This is a genomic window from Streptomyces sp. NPDC050625 (assembly GCF_040654755.1).
Lineage (GTDB): Bacteria > Actinomycetota > Actinomycetes > Streptomycetales > Streptomycetaceae > Streptomyces.
Genome location: NZ_JBFAIQ010000019.1, coordinates 52,867 through 75,150 on the forward strand (window position 1 = coordinate 52,867; position 22,284 = coordinate 75,150).

Sequence of the window (22,284 nt, forward strand, 5' to 3'; positions counted from 1 at the left end):
GTCCACGGGGCCGGGCGCGAGCATCTGGCTGCGGGCTGTCGCCTCCATGCGGCCCGAGTCTTCACCCGTGAGGGCGAGGCCCGGAACGTGGAGGGCCGCCGTGGTCGCCTGGGCGGGTTCGGTCTTGCTGGCTGGGTGGGCGTCGTCGACACCGTGTCTTGCTTCGCCCGGTGGGTCTCGGTCGTGGGGCGGGGCTTGACGGTGAAGCTGCCGTGGGTGTCCACGGGGCCGGGCGCGAGCATCTGGCTGCGGGCTGTCGCCTCCATGCGGCCCGAGTCTTCACCCGTGAGGGCGAGGCCCGGAACGTGGAGGGTCGCCGTAGTTGCCTGGGCGGGTTCGGTCTTGCTGGCTGGGCCGGTGTCGTCGACATCGCGTCTTGCTTCGCCCGGTGGGTCTCGGTCGTGGGGCGGGGCTCGGCGGTGAAGCTGCCGTGGGTGGTTTCTCGGGGCCGGTTGCGGGCGTCTTGCTGCAGGCTGTCGTCTCCGTGTGGCGTGGGTCGTCACCCGTGAGGGCGAGGCCCGGAACGCGGAGGGGCGCCGTGGTTGCCTGGGCGGGTCCGGTCTTGTCGGCTGGGTGGGCGTCGTCGGCATCGCGTCTTGCTTCGCCCGGTGGGTCTCGGTCGTGGGGCGGGGCTCGGCGGTGAAGCTGCCGTGGGTGGTTTCTCGGGGCCGGGCGCGGGCGTCTTGCTGTGGGCTGTCGTCTCCGTGCGGTCCGGGGCGTCACCCGTGAGGGCGATGGTCCGGACGCCGTGGGTCGCTGCGGTGGCCCGGGGCGGGCCGGTCTCGTCGGGCGGGCGTTGGCCCGACCTGAGACCAAGCCGACCCTACGTACTGTAGGTTCCCATCTGCCGACGGCCGTTCGTCTGTCCACCGGGGGGAACCATGCAGGGCACCGAGACACCGCAGGCCCGACGGTCCCGGTGGTTGCTCTCGCAGGCGGGGGTAAGTCTCGCGCCCACGCTCGCCGTGCTCGTCGTGAGCCTTGTGATTGCCGCCACAGGGGTGTATGAACTGTGCGGCTTCGGGCTGCACAGCCTCGACCGGCGCCCGCATCTCTTCAGTGACGGGCTCGCCACGGGCGGTGTGATCGTCGCCGTCGTGGCGGCCGGCGCGGCCGTGGGCAACCTGGCCTGGCATCTGGCGGCGGCGCGGCGGGGATCGGACCGACCCGGGTGAGTGCCGGTCGGCCCATATGCCGACTTCCCTACAAGCTGTAGGGTCAGCATAGTCCCGTCCCCGTCCCCAAGGTGACCAGTCACCATGCCCGCACCCGCACAGCGGCCGCCCCTGATTTCCCCACAGGTGCCCGCTCAGCGCAACTCCCGACAGCGCACCAACGAGGCCGACCCGCCCCCGCTCAGGGTCTGGGCCGCAACAGCCACGGTCTGGTACCTGCGGCTGATGGTCGTGTTCAACATCGTGGCCGTCATGTCCCTGCCGTTCCGCGAGGAGGTGCAGGAGCACAACACCGGCCGGCTGCTGGACATCCACCGTGAGCACGCGCACCACGCCGGCCAGTTCTTCACCCCGTACCTGGCCACCGCCGGCCTCGTCTCGGCCGCGCTCGCGCTGTTCCTCGCGCTGGTGATGCGACGCCGCAAGCGGGCCGCCTGGCTGTCCAACCTGCTGCTCGCCGGCCCCCTCTTCGGCCTCTACGTCCTCGCCCTCACCCAGCCCGAATACCGCGAACACGTCTTCAACTGGGTCTCCGCCGGCCTCACCGGACTCTTCGTGGCCGCGCTGATCGTCGGCCGCCGCGAGTTCAACGCCGTCGGCGATCCCTCCAACCCGAAGCTGGCCCTGGCCGTCGGCGCGGGCGGCATCCTCGTCACCGGCGCGCTCGGCACGCTGCTCGTGAACGCCACCAACAAGCTCCCCGGCGCGACCGTCACCGACGAGATCGCCTACACCTTCCTGCGGGGCATCAGCGTCGGCCCGCTCGCCGACCGCATCGACGCCGTGCACGCGCCCCGCTGGACCGACATCGCCATCAACGTCCTGCTCGCGGCGGCCTTCTGCCTCGTCCTGTACGCCTGCTTCCGCTCGCCCCGCGGCCGCAGGCTGCTCAGCGCGGAGGACGAGGAGCGGCTGCGCCGGCTGCTCGACCGGCACGGCGCCCGCGACTCCCTCGGCTACTTCGCGCTGCGCCGCGACAAGGCCGTCATCTGGTCGCCCACCGGCAAGGCCGCCATCGGCTACCGCGTCGTCGGCGCCGTCAGCCTCGCCTCCGGCGACCCGATCGGCGACCCGGAGGCCTGGCCCGGCGCCATCGACGCCTGGCTCACCGAGGCACGCCGGCACGCCTGGACGCCCGCCGTGATGGGCGCGAGCGAGGAGGCCGGCACCATCTACGCACGCCACGGCCTGGACGCCCTGGAACTGGGCGACGAGGCGATCGTGGACCTGGCCGACTTCACCCTCGAAGGGCGCGCCATGCGCGTCGTACGGCAGGCGCACAACCGTGTCCGCCGGGCCGGGTACACGGTCCGCATCCGGCGCCACGAGGACATCCCCGACGACGAGATGGCCCTGCTCGTCGAGCGCGCCGACCACTGGCGCGACGGTGCCACCGAGCGCGGCTTCTCCATGGCCCTGGGCCGCCTCGGTGACCCGTCCGACGGCCGCTGCGTGATGCTGGAGTGCCGGGACGCCGACGGCGCGCCGCGCGCCCTGCTCAGCTTCGTCCCCTGGGGCGAGCGCGGCCTCTCCCTCGACCTGATGCGCCGTGACCGCGAGGGCGAGAACGGCCTGATGGAGTACATGGTCGTGGAACTCCTGCTGCGGGCGAAGGAGTTGGACGTCGAGCGGGTCTCGCTGAACTTCGCGATGTTCCGCTCGGTCTTCGAACGCGGCTCCCGCCTCGGCGCCGGCCCGGTCCTGCGCCTGTGGCGCTCGATCCTCACCTTCTTCTCACGCTGGTGGCAGATCGAGTCCCTGTACCGCGCCAACGCCAAGTACCGCCCGGTGTGGGAGCCGCGCTATCTGCTCTTCGCCAAGAGCAGCGACATCCCGCGCATCGGGCTGGCGAGCGCGCGGGCGGAGGGCTTCCTCACGCCGCCCGCGCTCCCGTCCTTCACCCGGCGCAAGCAGACCCCCTGCGAGGAGGTCACCTCGTCCCCACCGTCCGCAGCACAGTGAGCACCAACGCCCTTGCCACACCGACCACTTCGCTCAAGGACACCCGCTCCTCGGCGCTGTGCGCCACCCGCACGTCCTCCGGCCCGAACTGCAGCGTGGGTATCCCGGCCCCGGCGTAGAGCCGCAGGTCGCTCCCATACGGCGCCCCGCGCTCGCGGGGCCGGGAGGCCCAGCCGTTGGCGTCGGTGCAGGCGTCGCGCACCGTGTCCCGCAGCGGATGCCCCTGCGACAGCCGCCCGCTGGCGAACCGGCCGCCCGGCCAGGTCACGGTCGCCGGGTGGTCCCGCAGCCAGGGGTCGGCGGCGCAGGCCTCGGCCACACAGCGCTCCAGCTCGGCGCGGGCGTGCGCCGGGTCCTCGTCCAGCCGGACACCGAGCCGTCCCTCGGCGACGAGCAGATCGGGCACGCTGCTCGCCCAGTCGCCCGAGCGCACGGTCCCGACCGAGAGCGCGTACGGGATCGGGTACTCGGCCATCAGCGGATCCGGGTCGGTGTTGCGGGCGGCCTCCAGCCGGGCCAGCGCCGCGTGCAGCGGCACATAGGCGTCGATCGCGCTCACGCCCGCGTCCCGGGAGCTGGCGTGGGCCGCCTTGCCGGGGACGGCGACGCGGAAGGTGAGGGCACCCGCGTTCGCGGTGATCAGCGTGCCGGCGGTGGGCTCCGTGATGACACAGGCGTCACCCCGGTGCCCGCGCCGCAGCGTCCCGAAGGCGCCGATCCCGCCGTCCTCCTCGCCGACGACGAAGTGCACGGCGACCCGGCCGCGCAGCCGCACCCCGGCCGCCCGTACGGCGGCCAGCGCGGCGAGGTGCGCCACCAGCCCGGCCTTCATGTCACAGGCACCGCGCCCGTGCACGACGTCCCCGGTCACCCTGGGCACGAACGGATCGCCCTGCCACGCGGCGGGGTCTCCGGGCGGTACGACGTCCACGTGCCCCTGCAGCACCAGCGTCGGCCCGTCGTCCCCGCCCGCCGTGTGCCCCACCAGCCCCCAGGCCTCCGTGCGCGGTACCTCCATGCCGGGGAAGTCCGGGTCCGCGAGCAGTTCGGGCAGGTCCATGGACCACAGATCCACATCCAGCCCGAGCCGCTCCAGCCGCCCGGCGAGGTGATGCTGGATCTCCGACTCGGCGGCGCTCCCGGTCACGCTCGGGATCGCCAGCAGTTCGAGCAGGGTGCGGCCGACGGCCTCCTCGTCGACCGAGCCGAGGGCGGCGGCCTCCTGGTCAGTGAGCACACGGACTCCTTCCGTCATGTTCATTCCCTGCCTTTGCCCGATGCCTTCACTCCACGTCGTGCCCGATGCCTTCACTCCACGTCGGCGACGACCGACCCGACGCGTTCGGCGAGCCCCGGGTCGCGACGGACCAGGAGGGACGCATAGCCGACGGAGGCGAGCAGCGCGGCCAGTGCCGCGTAGGGGAACCAGCTGTACGGCGCGGGCTGTCCCGGCTTGGCGAGGTAGTAGAGCGGAACCAGGATGGCCAGGGTGCCGATCGCGGGCAGCACCAGGTGCCGTACCACCCGGAACTCCTGCGGCCGGTATCTGCGGTAGTACAGCGGCAGCGCGATGTTGGAGGCGAGGTAGACCAGCAGGATCAGGATGGCGCCCAGGCTGGAGGACTCGGTGAAGAAGACCACGGGGTCCATCGGGCCCTTCCCGCCGAGCAGATGCCCCAGGCCCCAGCCCGCGATGATCAGCAGCGCGGTGACGGCGAAGGTGACGATCGCGTTGGTCGGCGTACGGCGCGTGGGGTGCACATAGCCGAAGAAGGACGGCAGCAGCCCCTCGCGTCCGGCGTTGAACACCAGCCTCGCCTGGGAGTTGATCCCCGCGATCAGCACACCGAGGGTGGAGGTCAGGCCTCCGACGTAGGCGACGAACGCCAGCGCGCCGAGGGTGTGGCGGGCGACGTCGATGAAGGGGATGGGGGAGTCGCCGAGCCGCTCCACGTCGTAGCCGAAGCCGGTGACCGTGGCGTACGAGAAGAGGATGTAGCTCACGGTCATGATCGCGACGGAGGAGAACACCGCGCGGCCGACGTTGCGCCGTGGGTTCTCCGTCTCCTCGGCCAGCGCCGCCGAGTTCTCCCAGCCGATGAACAGATACACCGCCAGCGGGAAGCCCGCCGCCAGCCCCTGGAGGCCGTGGGTGATGTGGCCCGGCAGGAACGGATCGGCCGAGAGGTGGCCGCGGTGCTCGACGAGGGCCGCGATCGAGACCACGACCAGGACCAGCATCTCCACGACGAAGAAGTAACCGGCCCACTTGGTGGAGACCACGATCCCGCGCAGCATCAGCACCACCGCCAGCCCGGTCAGCAGCAGTGTCCAGATGATCCACGGCAGGTCGACGCCGGTGTAGTGGTTGAGGGTGATCTGCACGAACCCGCCGGAGATCGCGATGACGGAGCCCATCGCGATGATGTAGCCGAGGCCGGCGAGCAGCGCCGTGGTCACCGCGCTGACCGGCCCGAAGGTCTTGCCGACGAAGGTGATGAAGCTGCCCGCCGAGGGGTGCGCGCGGGAGAACTCGGCGAGGGTGTTGCCCAGCAGGGCGACGGCGACGCCCGCCGCGGCGATGGTCAGCGGCGAGGCGACGCCGGCGGTGGTGGCCAGGAAGGCGAAGCCGAAGAAGAAGCTCATGGCCGGGCCGACGTTGGCCATCGTGGCGGCGGCGATGTCCGCCATGCCGAGGACGCCGCCGCGCAGCCGCTGGGGCGCGCCGTCGGCCTGGCCCGACGTCGGGGACGGGCCGACCGCTCCGGGGTCGGGCATGGCGACGGCTCCTTCTCGGGGTGGCGGCACGGGCAGGGGAGGGAAGGGGGTTGGCCGGCGCGAGCGGGTGTCAGTCCGGGACGGCGTGCTGGTGGGCCTTCACCGCTCGTACCGCCGGGGCCATCGCGCCGCGGGCGAGCTCGTCCAGCAGGTCGGAGTGGCAGCGGTTCCGGGCCCGGATGACAGCGGGTGCCGGAGCGGGCCGCAGCAGGCACTGCCGGCCGAGCAGGTCGGCGGCGAACTCACGGATGCCGGCGCCGCCGAGCGTCTGTGCGAGGTCGAGGTGGAAGCGGGTCTCCAGTTCGAGCAGCCGGCCCTCCTCGTCCACCTGGTCCATCTCGTCGACCAGAGCCCGCAGCCCGTCGAGCCCCCCGTCCGGGACCTCGCCGGCGGTGTGGGCGACGAGACCGCATTCGAGCAGCAGATGGAAGGCGTCCAGCGCGGCCGCCTCGGTGGTGTCGTGCATCAGGGCGACGACCGTGTCCCAGTCCGCCGCGACGAAGGTCCCGCCGGCCCGGCCCCGGCGGCGGTCGAGCAGGCCGTCCTGGCACATGCCCTCCAGCGCGCGGCGCACGGTGATCTCACTGATCCCCAGCTCCTCGGCGAGGACGCCGGCGTCCGGCAGCCGGTCTCCCGGTGCCACGGACTTCAGGCGCACCCGAAGGGCGATCCGCGAGCGGACGAGCTCCGATCCGGTGGGGCCCCGGCCCGTCAGGACGCGGGTGTCCCATACCCCGGAGACCGGCGCGGGGCGTGCGGCACCCGGCTGGTTGTAGGGACCGAACTTGCCCGCTGCATTCACCACGACGCCACCCTAACGGCCTGCCGAGCGGGGACTTTGCCCGCGGCGAAGGCGACGGTACGGAGGGTTCTCGCGACCATGCCGCGCTGTTGTGCATGGGGGCTCCCCAGGGGCCGGAACACGGGGACGGGGACGACGCGGTGGCCGCGGCGAACGATGCGGTTCCGCGCTACGCGAAAAATAGAGCAAGGTGAACACTTAAACAAGTCTTGTTCTTTTGGATCGTACTGAACTAATTTCCAGACGCCCTGGTCCGCACTCCCTCCATGGATGTCGAGATGACCACACGTCCCCCCGTCCCCGCCCCTTTGGACACCGGCCCGGTGACGACCGCGGCCGAGAGCGCTCCGGCCGACTCCGGTCTGCAGGCCGGTCTGAAGAACCGCCACCTCTCGATGATCGCGATCGGCGGTGTCATCGGCGCCGGCCTGTTCGTCGGCTCCGGCTCCGGCATCGCCGCCGCGGGCCCCGGCATCCTCGTCTCCTACGCGCTCGTCGGCGTCCTCGTCGTCCTGGTCATGCGCATGCTCGGTGAGATGGCAGCGGCCAATCCGAGCTCCGGCTCGTTCTCCGCGTACGCGGACCGTGCGCTGGGCCGCTGGGCCGGATTCACCATCGGCTGGCTGTACTGGTTCTTCTGGGTCGTGGTGCTCGCGGTCGAGGCGACCGCCGGGGCGAAGATCCTGGCCGGCTGGATACCGGCGGTCCCGCAGTGGGGCTGGGCACTGATCGTCATGATCGTCCTCACCGCCACCAATCTGGCCTCGGTCAGCTCCTACGGCGAGTTCGAGTTCTGGTTCGCCGGCATCAAGGTCGTCGCGATCGCGGCGTTCATCGTGATCGGCGGCCTCGCGATCTTCGGCCTGCTGCCCGGCTCCGACCACCCCGCGTCCGGCTTCTCCTACCTCACCGCGCACGGCGGCTTCCTGCCGAACGGCCCCGGCGCGATCCTCACCGGCGTCCTGATGGTGGTCTTCTCCTTCATGGGCAGCGAGATCGTCACGCTGGCGGCGGGGGAGACCGCGGACCCGCGGGCCGCCGTCACCAAGGCCACCAACAGCGTGATCTGGCGGATCGCGGTGTTCTACCTGGGCTCGATCCTGATCGTGGTCTCACTGCTGCGCTGGGACGACCCGGCGATCCTCAAGGACGGCTCGTACGTCGCGGCCCTCAGCTCCATCGGCATCCCGCACGCGGCCCAGATCATGAACGCGATCGTGCTGACCTCGGTCCTGTCCTGCCTCAACTCCGGCCTCTACACGGCCTCGCGCATGGCCTTCTCCCTCGGCCGGCGCAGCGACGCCCCGGCCTCCTTCGGACGGGCCACGGGACGCGGCGTGCCGCGGGCGGCCATCCTGGCCTCGGTGGTCTTCGGCTTCGTCGCGGTCGCCTTCAACTACCTGTGGCCGGACACGGTCTTCCAGTTCCTGCTCAACTCCTCCGGCGCGATCGCCCTGTTCGTCTGGATGGTGATCTGCTTCTCCCAGCTGCGGATGCGCAAGATCATCGAGCGGGAGACGCCGGAGAAGCTGATCGTCAGGATGTGGCTGTACCCCTACCTGACCTGGGCCACCATCGCCCTGATCACCTTCGTACTGGGCTACATGCTCACCGACACGGCCGACGGCGGCGGCCGCGACCAGGTGGTCCTGTCCACCCTGGTGGCCATCGGTGTGGTCATCTTCGCCCTGATCCGCGAACGCCGGGCCCGCGGCCGGGAGTCGGTCACGTCGTCCTAGCGAACCCTCGCCGAACGGCGGTGGTACGGCTCGCTCCGTACCACCGCCGCAGGGCTGTACCGGGGCGGCTCAGCGCCACATGGAGTCCTGGCCGCCGACCCGGCCCGGCCTCACTTCAGGTGCCGGGCGAAGAAGCCGGCTGCGGCGTCCCCCGCGGACTGCGGGACGCCGGTGTGCCCGCCCATGTTGGCGTTCAGCGTCTTCTCTTTGGAGCCGAAGGCGTCGAACAGGTCCAGGGCCGCCTGCCGGTCGTTGCCTTCGTCGTCCCACTGCAATAGGACGTGCAGCGGAATAGTGACCTGTCGGGCTTCCTCGAACATGACGCGAGGCACAAGACTCCCTGCGAACAGACCGGCGGCCACGATGCGCGGCTCGACCACTGCCAGCCGGATGCCGATGGAGATCACTCCCCCCGAGTACGCGACCGGACCGCCGATCTCGGGTAGCGACAGGAAGGCGTCCAGCGCGGCCTGCCATTCCGGGACCGCCTTGTCGACCAGCGGGAGGATGAGGGCGTCGACAATCTCGTCGCTGACCGGCTTGCCGGCCCGCATGGCCTGGCGCAGGTCGGCGCGGGCCTGGTCGAGGGCGGGCCAACTGGGCCGGTCTCCGCTTCCGGGGAGCTCGATGGTGGCGGTGGCGAAACCCTCCGCGGCGGAGTGCCGGGCCCGGTCCACCAGCCGGGGGTACATCTTTCGCAGCCCGAGCGTGGGATGGCCGAGGAGGATCAGCGGCACCGGCGCGGAGGCGGATGCGGTTTCGGGCGTCCACAGGATGCCGGGGATCTCGCCGAGAGTGAACTCGCGCTCCAGGACGCCGTCGTCGAGGCGCTGTTCGGAAGTGAAATGCATGGTCGTGCCTTTCGGGAGTGCGCTTGAACGGCGCTCCCGGACGACCTATCGCCCGACCGTGACCCCGGAGGGGAGCACCCATGTCGATACTGCGTTCACGGGTACCACCTCCTCGTTCTCTCGCACGGCCTCCAGAAAAGTAGCAGCGGCCGCCGTGGCCCGCCAACGGATTTCCGCGGAGGCTCCTCAGGGCCAGACAAGGCAGTACGGCTGATGCCCCGCCTCATGCAACCGATGGCTGAAGTCCTGCCACTCGTGCAGCAGCTGGTACACGTTGAACGCGTCCCGCGGGCCGCCCCGGTCCGGGACCGTGGACCAGATGAAGGCCGCCGCGCCCACCGCTTCCTCGCCTATGCCCCGCAGCGGGTCCACCACCGTCATCGGGAGTTTTACGACGGCGTAGTCGGGGTGCAGGACGACCAGCTCCAGGGGCGGGACCTTGTGCAGGGGGACGCCCTCGATGCCGGTCAGCACCATCGCGGCCATCGTCTCCGGCTTGATCTTGGTGAACATGCCGTTCATGCCGAGCTCGTCGCCGCCGAGTTCCTCGGGGCGCATCGAGATCGGGACGCGGGCCGCGGTCGCGCCGTCGGGCGCGCCGAAGTATTTGTACGTCACCCCCACCCGACCACCATTCCTGCTCCCCGTTCTCAGCGGATCGATCCGACGTTCGATACGTCGCTCGTCGCGCTCCGACTCACCCGGTGCCCCGTGTGACTGACGTGCCTCGGTCTCCTCCGCGTCGCGTCGGTGCCTTCCCCGCCGGGCACGTCGAGGACCCAGGTCATCAGTCCCCTCGCCCAGTCCGCCACCGCGATGCATATCTCCACCCGACTGCTTTTCTAGGACGCGTGGCCCCCGCCGCGCAACCCGATCATCGTGTCAGTGACCTCCCCCACGGCCGCCCGCCGAAACGTGCGCTGAAACACCAGTCCGCAGGATCTTCGCAGCCTCTGAACACCATGAGCCGTATGAGCTGTGTGTTGAGCTGCGTGTATCAGCTGTGTGTACCAGCTCCCAGTCTCGCAGATGGCGCCGGGGCGGCCCGGCAACGGCGACGTGATTGTCGGAGCGGTGACGAGGGCGTCCTACCCTGATGAGGTCACTACGCAACCGGAGTCCGAGAAGTCGGAGAAGTCGCACGTCATGAGCGAAATGCCCTATCCGTACGAAGCACCTGCCTCGCAGGCTCTGTTCGACCGTGCGGCCGCCGTCACGCCCGGCGGCGTGAACTCCCCGGTGCGCGCCTTCCGGGCCGTGGGCGGTACGCCACGGTTCATGGTGTCCGGCACCGGCCCGTATCTGACCGACGCCGACGGGCGGGAGTACGTCGATCTCGTCTGCTCCTGGGGGCCCATGATCCTCGGGCACGCGCACCCCGAGGTCATCGCCGCCGTCCAGGAGGCCGTCGCACGCGGTACGTCGTTCGGCACGCCCGGTGAGGGCGAGGTCGCCCTCGCCGAGGAGATCGTCGCGCGGGTCGAGCCCGTCGAGCAGGTGCGGCTCGTGTCCAGCGGGACCGAGGCCACCATGTCGGCGATCCGGCTCGCCCGCGGGTTCACCCGGCGGGCCAAGGTGATCAAGTTCGCCGGGTGCTACCACGGGCATGTCGACTCGCTGCTCGCCGCGGCGGGCAGCGGCGTCGCGACGTTCGCGCTGCCCGACACGCCCGGTGTCACCGGTGCCCAGGCCGGGGACACGATCGTGCTGCCGTACAACGACCTGGAGGCCGTGCACGAGGCCTTCCACCGGCACCCGGGTGAGATCGCCTGTGTGATCACCGAGGCCTCGCCCGGCAACATGGGTGTCGTGCCGCCGGCGCCCGGGTTCAACCAGGGACTGAAGGACGCCTGCCAGCGCAACGGGGCCCTCTTCATCTCCGACGAGGTCATGACCGGGTTCCGGACCAGCCGCTCCGGGTGGTACGGGATCGACGGGGTCAGGCCCGACCTCATGACCTTCGGGAAGGTCATGGGCGGTGGGTTCCCCGCCGCCGCCTTCGGCGGGCGCGCCGATGTCATGGCGCACCTCGCGCCCGCCGGGCCCGTCTACCAGGCCGGCACCCTCTCCGGTAACCCGGTCGCCACCGCCGCGGGCCTCGCCCAGCTGCGGCTCCTGGACGACGCGGCGTACGAGAAGGTCGACGCCGTCTCCGCGCAGATCCAGGGTCTGGTCACCGAGGCCCTCACCAAGGAAGGCGTCGCGCACCAGCTGCAGACCGCCTCCAACATGTTCTCCGTCTTCTTCACCAACCGCCCCGTGCGCAGCTACGAGGACGCCAAGGCGCAGGAGTCCTTCCGCTTCACCGCCTTCTTCCACGCGCTGCTGGCGGGCGGTGTCTATCTGCCGCCGTCGTCCTTCGAGTCCTGGTTCGTGTCCACGGCCCACGACGAGCGGGCCATCCAGAAGATCGCCGACGCCCTCCCGGCGGCGGCCCGAGCAGCCGCGGAGGCCACCGCGTGAGCAGCAGCAACGACATCACCGTCGTCCACCTCATGCGGCACGGCGAGGTCGCCAACCCGGACGGGGTGCTGTACGGGCGTCTGCCCGGCTACCACCTCTCCGAGCTCGGGCGGCAGATGGCCGACCGGGTCGCCGAGCACCTCGCCCCCCGGGACGTGACGTATGCCGTCGCCTCCCCGCTGGAGCGGGCGCAGGAGACCGCGACCCCGATCGCCAAGGCGCACGGGCTCGACCTCGACACCGACGAGCGGCTCATCGAGGCCGAGAACGTCTTCCAGGGCAAGACCTTCGGCGTGGGGGACGGCGCCCTGCGCAAGCCCGGTAACTGGAAGCACCTGGTCAACCCCTTCAGGCCGTCCTGGGGCGAGCCGTACGTCGACCAGGTCGTACGGATGATGGGCGCGCTCAATGCGGCCAAGGACCGGGCGCGCGGGCACGAGGCCGTGCTCGTCAGCCACCAGCTGCCGATCTGGATCGTGCGGTCCTACGTCGAGCGGCGGCGGCTGTGGCACGACCCGCGCAGACGGCAGTGCACGCTCGCCTCGCTGACGACCTTCACCTACCAGGGCGACAAGATCGTGTCCGTCGGCTACACGGAGCCGGCGCGGGACCTCGTCCCCGCCCATCTGCTCTCCGGCGCCAAGCCGGTGAAGGGGCAGAGCAAGGCGTTCGGCGCCTGACAGCAGCCTGATACTCCGTCAAGGGGCCCCGCTTCGGGGCCTCTTGGGATGATTTTGTCGCGTTCGTTGCGAAATGCAGAACAAATAATGGAACCTACCGGTTCGTCATGTCCTCTGAATGGGTGACCACCAGCAGGACGCGATGAATCGGGGTTCTCCATGCGCACCTTCTCCCGGAGGGGAATACTCGGCCTCGGCGCGGGCGCCGCGGCCGCCGCCGGTCTCGCGGGCTGCGGCACTCTCACCGCCTCAGACGGGGACGGACACGGTTCAGGTTCCGGCGCGGGCCGCTCCGGGGGTAAAAACGGCGACGGCAAGGGCGGCGGGCGTCCCGGCCGGCCCATCGGGGACGGCTCCACGTCCTTCACGGGCAAGCAGCCCCACCAGCCCGCCAAGCCCGAGCCGCTGGAGCCGGGGCAGACCCCGCCGCAGTTCGTGATCTTCTCCTGGGACGGGGCGGGCGAGGTCGGCAACGGTCTCTTCCCGCGCTTCCTCGACCTCGCCAAGGAACACGGCGCGAGCATGACCTTCTTCCTCTCGGGGCTGTATCTGCTGCCCGAGTCGAAGAAGCGGCTCTACAACCCGCCGAACAACCCGCGCGGCGCCTCCGACATCGGCTACCTCACCGACGACCACGTCAAGGCCACGCTGACCAACGTCCGCCGCGCCTGGCTGGAGGGCCATGAGATCGGCACCCACTTCAACGGCCACTTCTGCTCGGGCAGCGGCACCGTCGGCAACTGGACCCCGCAGCAGTGGAAGAGCGAGATCCAGCAGGCCAAGGCCTTTGTGAAGGAGTGGCGGACCAACAGCGGCTGGACCGACCTGCCGTCGCTGCCGTTCGACTACGACAAGGAGCTGGCCGGCGGCCGTACCCCCTGTCTGCTCGGCCAGAACAACCTGCTGCCCACCGCCCGCGAGCTCGGCTGGCGCTACGACGCCTCCTCGCCCGGCGGCCGTCAGGTGTGGCCGCAGAAGAAGCTGGGGATCTGGGACCTGCCGCTGCAGCAGATACCCTTCCCCGGCCGCAGCTTCGAGGTCCTGTCGATGGACTACAACATGCTCGCCAACCAGTCGGTCAACTCGACCAAGGCACCCGCCCACAACTACCCGGGCTGGCGGCAGCAGTCGGCGCAGGCGTACATATCGGGATTCAAGCGGGCGTACGAGACAAACCGCGCACCCTTCTTCATAGGCAACCACTTCGAGCAGTGGAACGGCGGCATCTACATGGACGCCGTCGAGGAGGCCTTCAAGCACATCGCGCGCGAGAAGGAGAAGGGCGCCGACGTGCGGATGGTCTCCTTCCGGCAGTTCGTGGACTGGCTGGACGTACAGCGGCCGCAGGTGCTCGGCAAGCTGCGTACGCTGGACGTCGGGCAGCAGCCGGCCGGCGGCTGGAAGACCTTCCTGGCCTCCGGAGCCGCCTCGAACGCGGCCTGAAATGCGGGTTTCCGCCCGCAAGGGGGGTGCCCAAGATCCTCGGAACGGACATGCGAAACTTTTCACATGACCACCCGTAGCCGCCTCCTGCTTGCCGCCGCGGCCGCCGCAGCGGCGCTGACCCTGTCCGCGTGCACCTCCGGCGGCACCTCCGGCGGAGGCGGCAACACCAACTTCGTCACGGGCACCAACGGGATCGACACGGCCGCCAAGGGCCACCGCTCCCCGGTGCCCGACCTGTCCGGCAAGACCATCGACGGCAAGACCCTCGATATCGCCGACTACAAGGGCAAGGTCGTCGTCGTCAACGTGTGGGGCTCCTGGTGCGGTCCGTGCCGCGCCGAGGGCAAGTACTTCGCCAAGGTCTCCAAGGACTACCAGGACAAGGGCGTCCAGTTCGTCGGCATCAACACCCGGGACACCAGCACCACCCCGGCGATCGCCTTCGAGAAGGAGCAGGGGATCACCTACCCCAGCCTGTACGACCCGACGGGCAAGCTGATGCTCCGCTTCAAGAAGGGCACGCTCAACCCGCAGCTGATCCCCTCCACGCTGGTCATCGACCGGGACGGGAAGATCGCCGCGCGCGCCCTGGAGGCGCTCAGCGAGGAGAACCTGCTCAAGATGCTCAAGCCGGTCCTCGCGGAGAAGTGACGTGAGTGCGCTTGTCCCGCTTGCCGCGGATCTGGTGGGCAAGAACGAGACCGTCTACAGCGGCGCCCTGCTGCTGGCCCTGCCGATCGCCGTACTCGGCGGCCTCGTCTCGTTCTTCTCGCCGTGTGTCCTGCCCCTCGTCCCCGGCTACCTCTCCTATGTGACCGGGGTCACCGGTACCGACCTGGGCGAGGCCCGCCGTGGCCGGATGGTGGCCGGCGCCTCGCTTTTCGTGCTCGGCTTCACCGCCGTCTTCGTCTCCGGCGGCGCGCTCTTCGGCTACTTCGGGCAGACCCTGCAGGAGTACAAGGACACCCTGTCCAAGGTGCTCGGCGTCCTCATGATCCTGCTGGGCGTCTTCTTCATGGGGATGATGCCCTGGCTGACCCAGCGTGAGTTCCGCTTCCACCGGCGCCCCGCCACGGGTCTGGTGGGCGCGCCCCTCCTCGGCGCACTGTTCGGCATCGGCTGGACCCCCTGCATCGGTCCCACCCTCGCCTCCGTCGTCGCCCTCTCCTCGCAGCAGGCGAGCGCCGGCCGCGGCGCCGTACTCACCGTCGCCTACTGCCTGGGCCTCGGCGTGCCCTTCGTCCTCACCGCGGTCGCCTTCCGCAAGGCTCTCGGCGCCTTCGGCTGGGTCAAACAACACTATGTGTGGGTGATGCGCATCGGCGGCACGATGATGGTCGCCACCGGTGTGCTGCTCCTTACCGGGGCGTGGGACAGTCTCGTGAGCCAGATGCAGACCTGGTCCACCGGCTTCAATGTGGGGATCTGACCGATGAGCAACACCACAACGGACAACTCCGCGGCCGGCGCCGAGGACCAGGACCTGGGCGCCGCCGGCTCCCAGCTGTCCACGGCACCCCAGGAGGAGCTGCCGAACCTGCCCTCCCTGGGCGTCGTCGGCTGGGTCCGCTGGTTCTGGCGGCAGCTCACCTCCATGCGGGTCGCGCTGCTGCTGCTCCTGCTGCTGTCGCTCGGCGCGATCCCCGGCTCGCTGATCCCGCAGACCGGCGCCGACGTCACCAAGGTCGACGACTTCCGCAAGACGCACACGACGCTCGCGCCGATCTACGACAAGCTCGGCCTCTTCCACGTCTACAGCTCGGTGTGGTTCTCCGCGATCTACATTCTGCTGTTCGTCTCCCTCATCGGCTGCATCGTCCCCCGCACCTGGCAGTTCGTGGGCCAGCTGCGCAGCCGCCCGCCGGCCGCGCCCAAGCGGCTGACCCGGCTGCCCGCCTACACCACCTGGCGCACCGAGGCCGACCCCGAGCAGGTCCGCGAGGCCGCGCTCGCCCTGCTGAAGAAGCGCCGCTTCCGCGCCCATGTCGCCGGTGACGCCGTCGCCGCCGAGAAGGGCTATGTGCGTGAGCTGGGCAACCTGGCCTTCCACATCGCGCTGATCGTGATGCTGGTGGCCTTCGCCTCGGGCCAGCTGTACAAGTCGGACGGCACCAAGCTGGTCGTCGAGGGCGCCGGCTTCGCCAACTCGATCATCCAGTACGACGACTTCAAGTCCGGCAGCCTCTTCACCACCGACGACCTGGTGCCGTTCAGCTTCGACCTCAAGGACTTCAAGGCCACCTACGAGCTCACCGGCCCGAACCGGGGCACCCCGCGCACCTTCCAGGCCGGCATCACCTACACGGACGGCGCGTACGGCAAGCAGAAGTCGACCACCATCAAGGTCAACGAGCCGCTGAAGATCGGCGACTCCAAGGTCTACCTGGTCAGCCATGGCTACGCGCCGGTCATCACGGTCCGGGACGGCAAGGGCACCGTCGTCTACCGCGACGCCGTGCCGCTGCTCCCGCTCGACGGCAACGTCACCTCGAACGGCGTGGTCAAGGTCATGGACGGCTACAAGGACGCCAAGGGCACCAGCGAGCAGCTGGGCATCCAGGCCTTCTTCCTGCCGACCTACGGCGGCGGCGCCTCGGTGCTCTCGCAGTTCCCGTCGCTGCTGAACCCGGTGCTCAACCTGGCGCCGTACCACGGCGACCTGGGCGTCAACTCGGGTCTGCCGCAGAGCGTGTACCAGCTCAACAAGACCCATATGAAGGCCTTCAAGGACGCCAAGGGCCGGCAGCTGAGGGTCAATCTGAAGCCCGGCGAGACCACGCAGCTCCCGAACGGCGCCGGCTCGATCACCTTCGAGAAGGACGTCAAGGAGTGGGCCGGCTTCGAGATCGTCCAGGAGCCCGGCAGCGGCTGGGCGCTCGGCGGCGCGCTCGCCGCGATCTTCGGTCTGGCCGCGTCCCTGTTCATCCAGCGCCGTCGCGTCTGGGTGCGGGCCGTGCGCGGCGCCGACGGCGTGACCGTCGTCGAGATGGCCGGCCTCGGCCGCAGCGAGTCCGCCAAGGTGCCCGAGGAACTGGGCGACCTCGCGGGCAACCTCTACGACCAGGCGCCGGGGGCACCCGACCCCGACGACCCTGCAGAATCCCCCGACCCCGAAGTCGTACCTGCCGAAGGGGCTGAGAAGTGACTCTCGCCGCCGCAACCGATCTCGCCATCGCGACCAACGAGCATCTGGCGAGCATCAGCAACACGCTGATCTACTCGTCCATGGCCGTCTACACCCTGGCCTTCTTCGCGTACATCGCCGAGTGGCTGCTCGGCAGCCGCAGCAAGGTCGGCCGTACGGCCGCCGCGCTCACCGCCGACGCGTCGAAGAAGGCGGCCGCGCCCGCGGTCACCGTGCAGCGGGCGGGGGGCACCGCCGTCCTGGAGCGGCCCAAGGTCGTCGTCCGGTCCGCGGCCGGCGCCCGGGACGTGCCGGACGGCCCCGGTGCCCACGGCGGTGACGAGCAGGGCGACCTCTACGGCCGTATCGCCGTGTCCCTCACCGTGCTCGCCTTCCTGGTGGAGCTCGGCGGTGTCGTCGCCCGTGCGGCCTCCGTGCAGCGGGCGCCGTGGGGCAACATGTACGAGTTCAACATCACGTTCTCCACGGTCGCCGTCGCCGTGTACCTCGGGCTGCTGGCGCTGAAGAAGAACGTGCGCTGGATGGGCCTGTTCCTCATCACCACGGTCCTGCTCGACCTGGGCCTCGCGGTGACCGTCCTGTACACGGCGAGCGACCAGCTGGTCCCGGCCCTGCACTCGTACTGGCTGTACATCCACGTCTCCACCGCGATCTTCTGCGGCGCGGTGTTCTACGTCGGCGCGGTCGCCACGATCCTCTACCTGTTCAAGGACTCGTACGAGAACAAGCTCGTCAGCGGCGGCAAGCCCGGCAAGTTCGCGACCTCGGTCCTGGAGCGCCTGCCCGCCTCCGCCTCGCTGGACAAGTTCGCCTACCGCGTCAACGCGGCCGTCTTCCCGCTGTGGACGTTCACGATCATCGCGGGCGCGATCTGGGCGGGCGACGCCTGGGGCCGCTACTGGAACTGGGACCCCAAGGAGACCTGGTCCTTCATCACCTGGGTCGCCTACGCCTGCTATCTGCACGCCCGTGCCACGGCCGGCTGGAAGGGCCGCAAGGCCGCCTACCTCGCGATGATCGCGTTCGGCTGCTGGCTGTTCAACTACTACGGCGTCAACATCTTCGTGAGCGGCAAGCACTCCTACGCGGGCGTGTAAGTGCGGAACCCTGCGTGACGGGTCAGGCTGGTGTCATGAGCGGTTCCATCGAACAGGGCATCAGCCAGACCCATGGGAACACGCACATCCTCCACTTCCTGGTGCGGCTCCCGAGGCCCATGGACACGGTCTGGCCCGCGCTCGCCACCCCGGAGGGGCTCGCGGGCTGGTTCACCGTCGCCGACGTCCTCGAACCCCGGCTGGGGGGTGCGGTCACCCTGCGTGAGCTGGGCAGCGGGCACATCACCGCGTGGGACGTGGACCGGGTCGCCGAGTACACGCTGGAGGGCGCCGGCCGGGTCCGCTTCCATCTGGAGCGGGACGGGGAGACGGGGAGCGCCCTGCGCTTCACCCATGAGTTCCGGGGGGACGGGGAGTCGGAGCAGCGCTGGCGGGCCCGATTCGAACGTCTGATCGAGTTCGTCGAGGGCGCGGCCTAGGACAGCGGGTGCCGCCTAGGACGGCGGCAGACACTCCTTCGCCGGCGGCTTCCCCTCCGGCCAGGCGATCCGCACGAACCGCGAGCCGCCCTCCGGGGAGAGTTCCACGATCGGCACGGCCTTGTCGTACGGGTTGCCGTGCACGTCCAGACAGATCCAGCCGCTCGCCCCGCCGACCCGCAGCGAGCCCTTGACCTGCGGCCACTGCAGTCCCACATCGGCCAGCGCCGGGATCTTCCGGCCGTCCGGGACCGCCTCGCGGATGCCGTGCACGGCCAGCTGGACGGCGTCGTACGCGATGATCAGCTGCCCGTCCTCCAGGGCGACCGGGCCGATCGGCCCGACCGGCCGCCGCTTGCCGCTCGCCAGCTGCTGCTGGAGCACCTGCGCGTCCGCCGCCGAGCCCCCCGTCCTCGCGGGATCCCTCACCCAGGCGTCCGGGTGCGCGAGGGCGGTGTAGCGGACGGCGAGGTTGTGCCTGAGGGCGGCGCGGTCCAGGTCCTTCTCGCCGGTCAGATACGAGCCCTCGTCCCCGGTCAGCACCGTGAACTTCCGCTCCTGGCAGCCGCGTCCGCCCAGCGCGTTGATGAACTGCCGCAGCTGGGTGTGCCGGCCCGCGAACAGGATGGTGTCGGTCTCCTTGGACGTGTCGCACACCAGATGGGTGATCTGCCGGAAGGTGTTGGCGGTCGTGCCCTCCTGGGTGCGGTCGGCGGGCGGGGTGAACGGCTGCGGCTCGTAGGGCGACCCCTTGATCAGCGCGGCGAACGACTTCTGCAGCGTCCGGGTGTACGGGTCACCGGGCTTGTCGTACACCAGCAGCGCCTTGCCCGCGCCGACCTTGGCGAAGGAGGCCAGCGCGCGGGCCTCGTCGGTGTTGGTCGGCGAGACCCGGGCCAGCCCCGGAAAGGGGTCCTTGTCGCCCTGGCCGTTGGCCAGGTCGTCGGCGGTGATGGAGGAGCCGACCACCGGGATGCCCAGCCGGGTCAGCTCCCTGACGGCCTTCTTGTTGTTGTCGGTGCTCTGCCCCACCCCGGCGACCGCCCGCAGCCGGTCCGAGGTGGTCGTCATGTGCGCCAGCCGGTCGACCATCTGCCGCCAATGGGCGCCGGTGGCCCCCGGGTTGGCGAGCACCAGCCGGATCGCCGGGGCCTCACCGTTGGAGTCGTGGTTCGCCCGGTACTGCGCCAGATAGGCGCCCTGCAACTCGTGCTGTATGTCGCTGAGGCTGGCCGCGGCGGTCGCGGTGTACGGCAGCATCATCGCCACCGTCACATAACTCCCGGGCTTCAGACGGCCGTTCTCCCGCTCGATCGCCCGTACCGTGTCCCGGAGTTGGGGATGCCCGAAGTCGTACGCCGTCGTCGTCACGCCCACGCACTCGTCGCTGTCCTTCGGGCGTACCACTCCGGGTGCGCAGGAGCGGTCGTCGTGGGTCAGGGTGCGCACGGCGAGGACCAGGCCGGTCACCAGGCATGCCGCTACCAGGAGCGCGAGATAGCGGCGGAGCGGGATCTCCCAGACGCCTTCGCGCAGCCATGTGCCCAGCCCCCTGCGTGCCATCACGTCCTCCCGCTCCGGTCATCCGGGTCATCCGGGTCGTCCTCGTCGTCCGGGCCGGCCGGCGCCCGCCCGGCGAGCGCGGCCGCCGGCCAGTCCCGCGAGGCCCGCCACAGTAGCGCGTTGCCCGCGGGCCGCAGATTGGACAACTGCTCCAGCTCGAACCGCAGCCGGTCGCACACCCTCGGATCGGGCAGCACCAGCGGATCGGCCAGCTGCCACACCGCGTGCAGCAACCGCCGTATCCGCAGGTGGAGTACGGCGTCCACGCCCTCCGGCACGTCCTGGGCGGCGTCCGTCCGGCCGAGGGCCACGGCGATCCGCCCCTCGCCCCGGCCGCCGAAGTCGCGTCCTTCGGCGTCGTGCGCGTGGAAGTACGGCGCCGACGCGACGAAGCGGAGCGTGCGCAGCCAGGTGCGGGTGTCGAGGGAGTGGAAGGTGTCGCGCAGCTGGGCGACCGCCGACTCGGTGGTTCCCAGAGCGAGTTCGTGGTGCAGCCGGAAGGCGTCCGTGGGCTCGCTGGCCTGCTCGTAGTGTGCGATCAGGGTTTCATGGGCGGTGCGCCACTGCGCGTGGTCGGGCTCGCGCAGATGCAGCCGGAGCAGCAGCAGGGTCCGTACGAAGGGGTCGCCGACGAACTGGCCCGGCGCGCCCGGCAGTCCCTCCTGGGCGAGCCGGGTCTGCAGGGCCCGTACGTCCGCCGGGCCGAAGTCGTCCGGGAGCAGGGCCGCGGCCAGGGCGCAGGCCGAGTCGTGGTCGTGGGCCGCGGCCAGCACGGTCAGCTCGTCCAGCCGGTCGTCGGGCACCAGCCGGTCGAGGAGTTCGAGATAGGTGGGGGAGCCGGCGTGGTCCTCGTGCAGCCGGACGTCCGCGGTGAGCAGTTCGCCGAGCGATGCCGCCTGCGGCAGGTTCTGCGCGGCCGACTCGGCGAGCAGGACGATGCCGAGCGGGTTGCCGCCGGTCAGCCGGTGGGTGGCGTGCGGGAGTTGGGGCGGTACGGGTGTCTCGTCGCAGACGGCGCCCACGATGTGCAGGGTGTCGTCGGGGGTGAGCGGCGGCAGCGACACCAGCAGCGCCCGCGAGGACGGCACGGCGGCGTCCGGGGTCCAGTCGCTGCGCCGGGCCACCTCGGGCAGCGCATGCCGTACGGCGTTGCGTAAGCTCTCCCGCCCGTCGCCGCGCAGCGCGCCGATGAACGCCACCTGGTCGGTCATGCCCTCGGAGCGGTCCCGCAGCACCGCCTCCATGAGCCCCGGACCGGGCGGGGCCTGCGCGTTGTCGATGAGGACGAGCGGCCGCCCGAGCCGCTGCATGCGCGGCAGCACGCCCGCGTACGCCTCCGTCAGATCGGCGAGCAGGGCCCGCACCAGATGGCGCTCGGCGTGCTCCCGGGAGGTGCCGCCCGCCCGGAAGTGCCCGGAGAGCAGGATCAGCCCGCGCTGGGCGTGCCCGCCCGCGTTCGGATACGTCCGGTACCAGACCGACGCCTTCTGGTGCCGGCGGCTCGCGAAGCCCTCCGCGACGGATTCCAGCGTGGCCTCGATCGCCCCCGACAGGAACGGCCCGCTGCCGGTCGCCGCGGCGACCACCTTGGCCGCCACCTTGCCGGCCCAGCGCCCGGCGAAGCCGCTGATCCACGATCCGCTCTCGTTCAGCAGCAGGATCCGCTCGACCTCGCGCCGGATCCGCTCCGAGTCGGCGTCGCTCCAGCCGCCGGCCGCCACCGCCACCAGGCCCGACATCAGCCGGGGAAAGGTGATCCGGCCGGCTCCGGTCACCGGCTCCGCGAGCTGCTCGGCGATGACCAGCAGCGCCTGCGCCACCGGCGACCAGGACTCGGCGGGCCGGTCCGCGGGCGGCCCCGCGAACTGGGCGTCCGCACAGTCGACCAGCGCGACCGGCGTGTGGCCCTTGTAGGCCTCCCGCAGCTCGCCGAGCACCGCGCTCTTGCCCAGGCCCCGCGCGCCGGTGAGCATGACGAAGGGCGGCTCCGCCGGGTGCTCGAACGGATGTGCACGGTGCTGGTAGGGGCGCAGACCCACGAGCCTCGGAGCCAGGCCGGCCGGATCCGTGTCGAACAGGGCCCCCCGTCCGTGCAGACGTCTGTGCACCGCATCCCCCCTCAACACCAGTGTAGGAAGGGGGA

The 22,284-nt window shown here is 70.7% G+C and carries 18 protein-coding genes; 11 read left to right on the forward strand and 7 right to left on the reverse strand.

Annotated elements, in window-relative coordinates:
- The first annotated feature begins 881 nt into the window (after positions 1-881).
- Together AB0I54_RS32225 and AB0I54_RS32230 are read left to right on the forward strand one after the other, a co-directional pair.
- On the forward strand, positions 882-1,175 hold the full coding sequence (locus tag AB0I54_RS32225) for a hypothetical protein (protein ID WP_363299745.1): 294 nt from the start codon (positions 882-884) through the stop codon (positions 1,173-1,175).
- 84 nt (positions 1,176-1,259) lie between these two features.
- Complete coding sequence (locus AB0I54_RS32230; protein WP_363299746.1) at positions 1,260-3,137, forward strand: phosphatidylglycerol lysyltransferase domain-containing protein; 1,878 nt, start codon at positions 1,260-1,262, stop codon at positions 3,135-3,137.
- Here the strand turns inward: AB0I54_RS32230 and AB0I54_RS32235 are convergent.
- From AB0I54_RS32235 to AB0I54_RS32245, 3 genes are all read right to left on the reverse strand, one after another.
- Positions 3,106-4,374 carry an ArgE/DapE family deacylase gene (locus AB0I54_RS32235; protein ID WP_363299747.1) on the reverse strand — a complete coding sequence of 423 codons (1,269 nt, stop codon included), beginning with the start codon at positions 4,372-4,374 and terminating at the stop codon, positions 3,106-3,108. The genes AB0I54_RS32230 and AB0I54_RS32235 overlap by 32 nt on opposite strands.
- A 71-nt stretch (positions 4,375-4,445) precedes the next feature.
- The gene (locus tag AB0I54_RS32240) at positions 4,446-5,915 is read right to left on the reverse strand and encodes an APC family permease (RefSeq protein WP_363299748.1); all 1,470 of its coding nucleotides are present in this window, start codon (positions 5,913-5,915) and stop codon (positions 4,446-4,448) included.
- Positions 5,916-5,985: 70 nt separating this feature from the next.
- The gene (locus tag AB0I54_RS32245) at positions 5,986-6,720 is read right to left on the reverse strand and encodes an FCD domain-containing protein (protein ID WP_363299749.1); all 735 of its coding nucleotides are present in this window, start codon (positions 6,718-6,720) and stop codon (positions 5,986-5,988) included.
- Between the two features lie 275 nt (positions 6,721-6,995).
- Between AB0I54_RS32245 and AB0I54_RS32250 the strand changes: the two genes are divergently transcribed.
- On the forward strand, positions 6,996-8,456 hold the full coding sequence (locus AB0I54_RS32250) for an amino acid permease (protein ID WP_363299750.1): 1,461 nt from the start codon (positions 6,996-6,998) through the stop codon (positions 8,454-8,456).
- Positions 8,457-8,566: 110 nt separating this feature from the next.
- Here the strand turns inward: AB0I54_RS32250 and AB0I54_RS32255 are convergent, their stop codons facing one another.
- Complete coding sequence (locus tag AB0I54_RS32255) at positions 8,567-9,307, reverse strand: alpha/beta hydrolase (protein ID WP_363299751.1); 741 nt, start codon at positions 9,305-9,307, stop codon at positions 8,567-8,569.
- Positions 9,308-9,493: 186 nt separating this feature from the next.
- Entirely contained in the window at positions 9,494-10,129 is a 636-nt protein-coding gene (locus AB0I54_RS32260; protein WP_363299752.1) for a hypothetical protein, read from the reverse strand.
- A 324-nt stretch (positions 10,130-10,453) separates the two neighbouring features.
- Between AB0I54_RS32260 and hemL the strand changes: the two genes are divergently transcribed.
- The 8 genes from hemL (at position 10,454) to AB0I54_RS32300 (ending at position 18,578) form a co-directional block, all read left to right on the forward strand.
- Entirely contained in the window at positions 10,454-11,770 is a 1,317-nt protein-coding gene (gene hemL, locus AB0I54_RS32265) for a glutamate-1-semialdehyde 2,1-aminomutase (RefSeq protein ID WP_363299753.1), read from the forward strand.
- A gap of 32 nt (positions 11,771-11,802) precedes the next feature.
- Complete coding sequence (locus AB0I54_RS32270; RefSeq protein ID WP_363299869.1) at positions 11,803-12,450, forward strand: histidine phosphatase family protein; 648 nt, start codon at positions 11,803-11,805, stop codon at positions 12,448-12,450.
- 159 nt (positions 12,451-12,609) lie between these two features.
- Positions 12,610-13,893: a hypothetical protein gene (locus AB0I54_RS32275; protein WP_363299754.1), complete on the forward strand. Its 1,284-nt coding sequence runs from the start codon at positions 12,610-12,612 to the stop codon at positions 13,891-13,893.
- Positions 13,894-13,959: 66 nt separating this feature from the next.
- A complete protein-coding gene (locus tag AB0I54_RS32280) occupies positions 13,960-14,547 on the forward strand; it encodes a TlpA disulfide reductase family protein (protein WP_363299755.1) in 588 nt (195 codons plus the stop codon).
- Position 14,548: 1 nt separating this feature from the next.
- Positions 14,549-15,325 carry a cytochrome c biogenesis protein CcdA gene (locus AB0I54_RS32285; protein WP_363299756.1) on the forward strand — a complete coding sequence of 259 codons (777 nt, stop codon included), beginning with the start codon at positions 14,549-14,551 and terminating at the stop codon, positions 15,323-15,325.
- Positions 15,326-15,328: 3 nt separating this feature from the next.
- Complete coding sequence (locus AB0I54_RS32290; RefSeq protein ID WP_363299757.1) at positions 15,329-17,041, forward strand: cytochrome c biogenesis protein ResB; 1,713 nt, start codon at positions 15,329-15,331, stop codon at positions 17,039-17,041.
- Positions 17,038-18,138 (forward strand): c-type cytochrome biogenesis protein CcsB, encoded by a 1,101-nt coding sequence (ccsB, locus tag AB0I54_RS32295; RefSeq protein WP_363299758.1) that lies wholly within the window; start codon positions 17,038-17,040, stop codon positions 18,136-18,138. The genes AB0I54_RS32290 and ccsB overlap by 4 nt, the downstream gene beginning before the upstream one ends.
- 35 nt (positions 18,139-18,173) lie before the next feature.
- On the forward strand, positions 18,174-18,578 hold the full coding sequence (locus AB0I54_RS32300) for an SRPBCC domain-containing protein (RefSeq protein ID WP_363299760.1): 405 nt from the start codon (positions 18,174-18,176) through the stop codon (positions 18,576-18,578).
- A 15-nt stretch (positions 18,579-18,593) separates the two neighbouring features.
- On the opposite strand, the gene AB0I54_RS32305 is transcribed toward AB0I54_RS32300, so the two are convergent.
- A complete protein-coding gene (locus tag AB0I54_RS32305; protein ID WP_363299761.1) occupies positions 18,594-20,141 on the reverse strand; it encodes a hypothetical protein in 1,548 nt (515 codons plus the stop codon).
- Complete coding sequence (locus AB0I54_RS32310) at positions 20,141-22,249, reverse strand: hypothetical protein (protein WP_363299762.1); 2,109 nt, start codon at positions 22,247-22,249, stop codon at positions 20,141-20,143. Before AB0I54_RS32310 ends, AB0I54_RS32305 begins: the two co-directional genes overlap by 1 nt.
- Positions 22,250-22,284 lie beyond the last annotated feature (35 nt).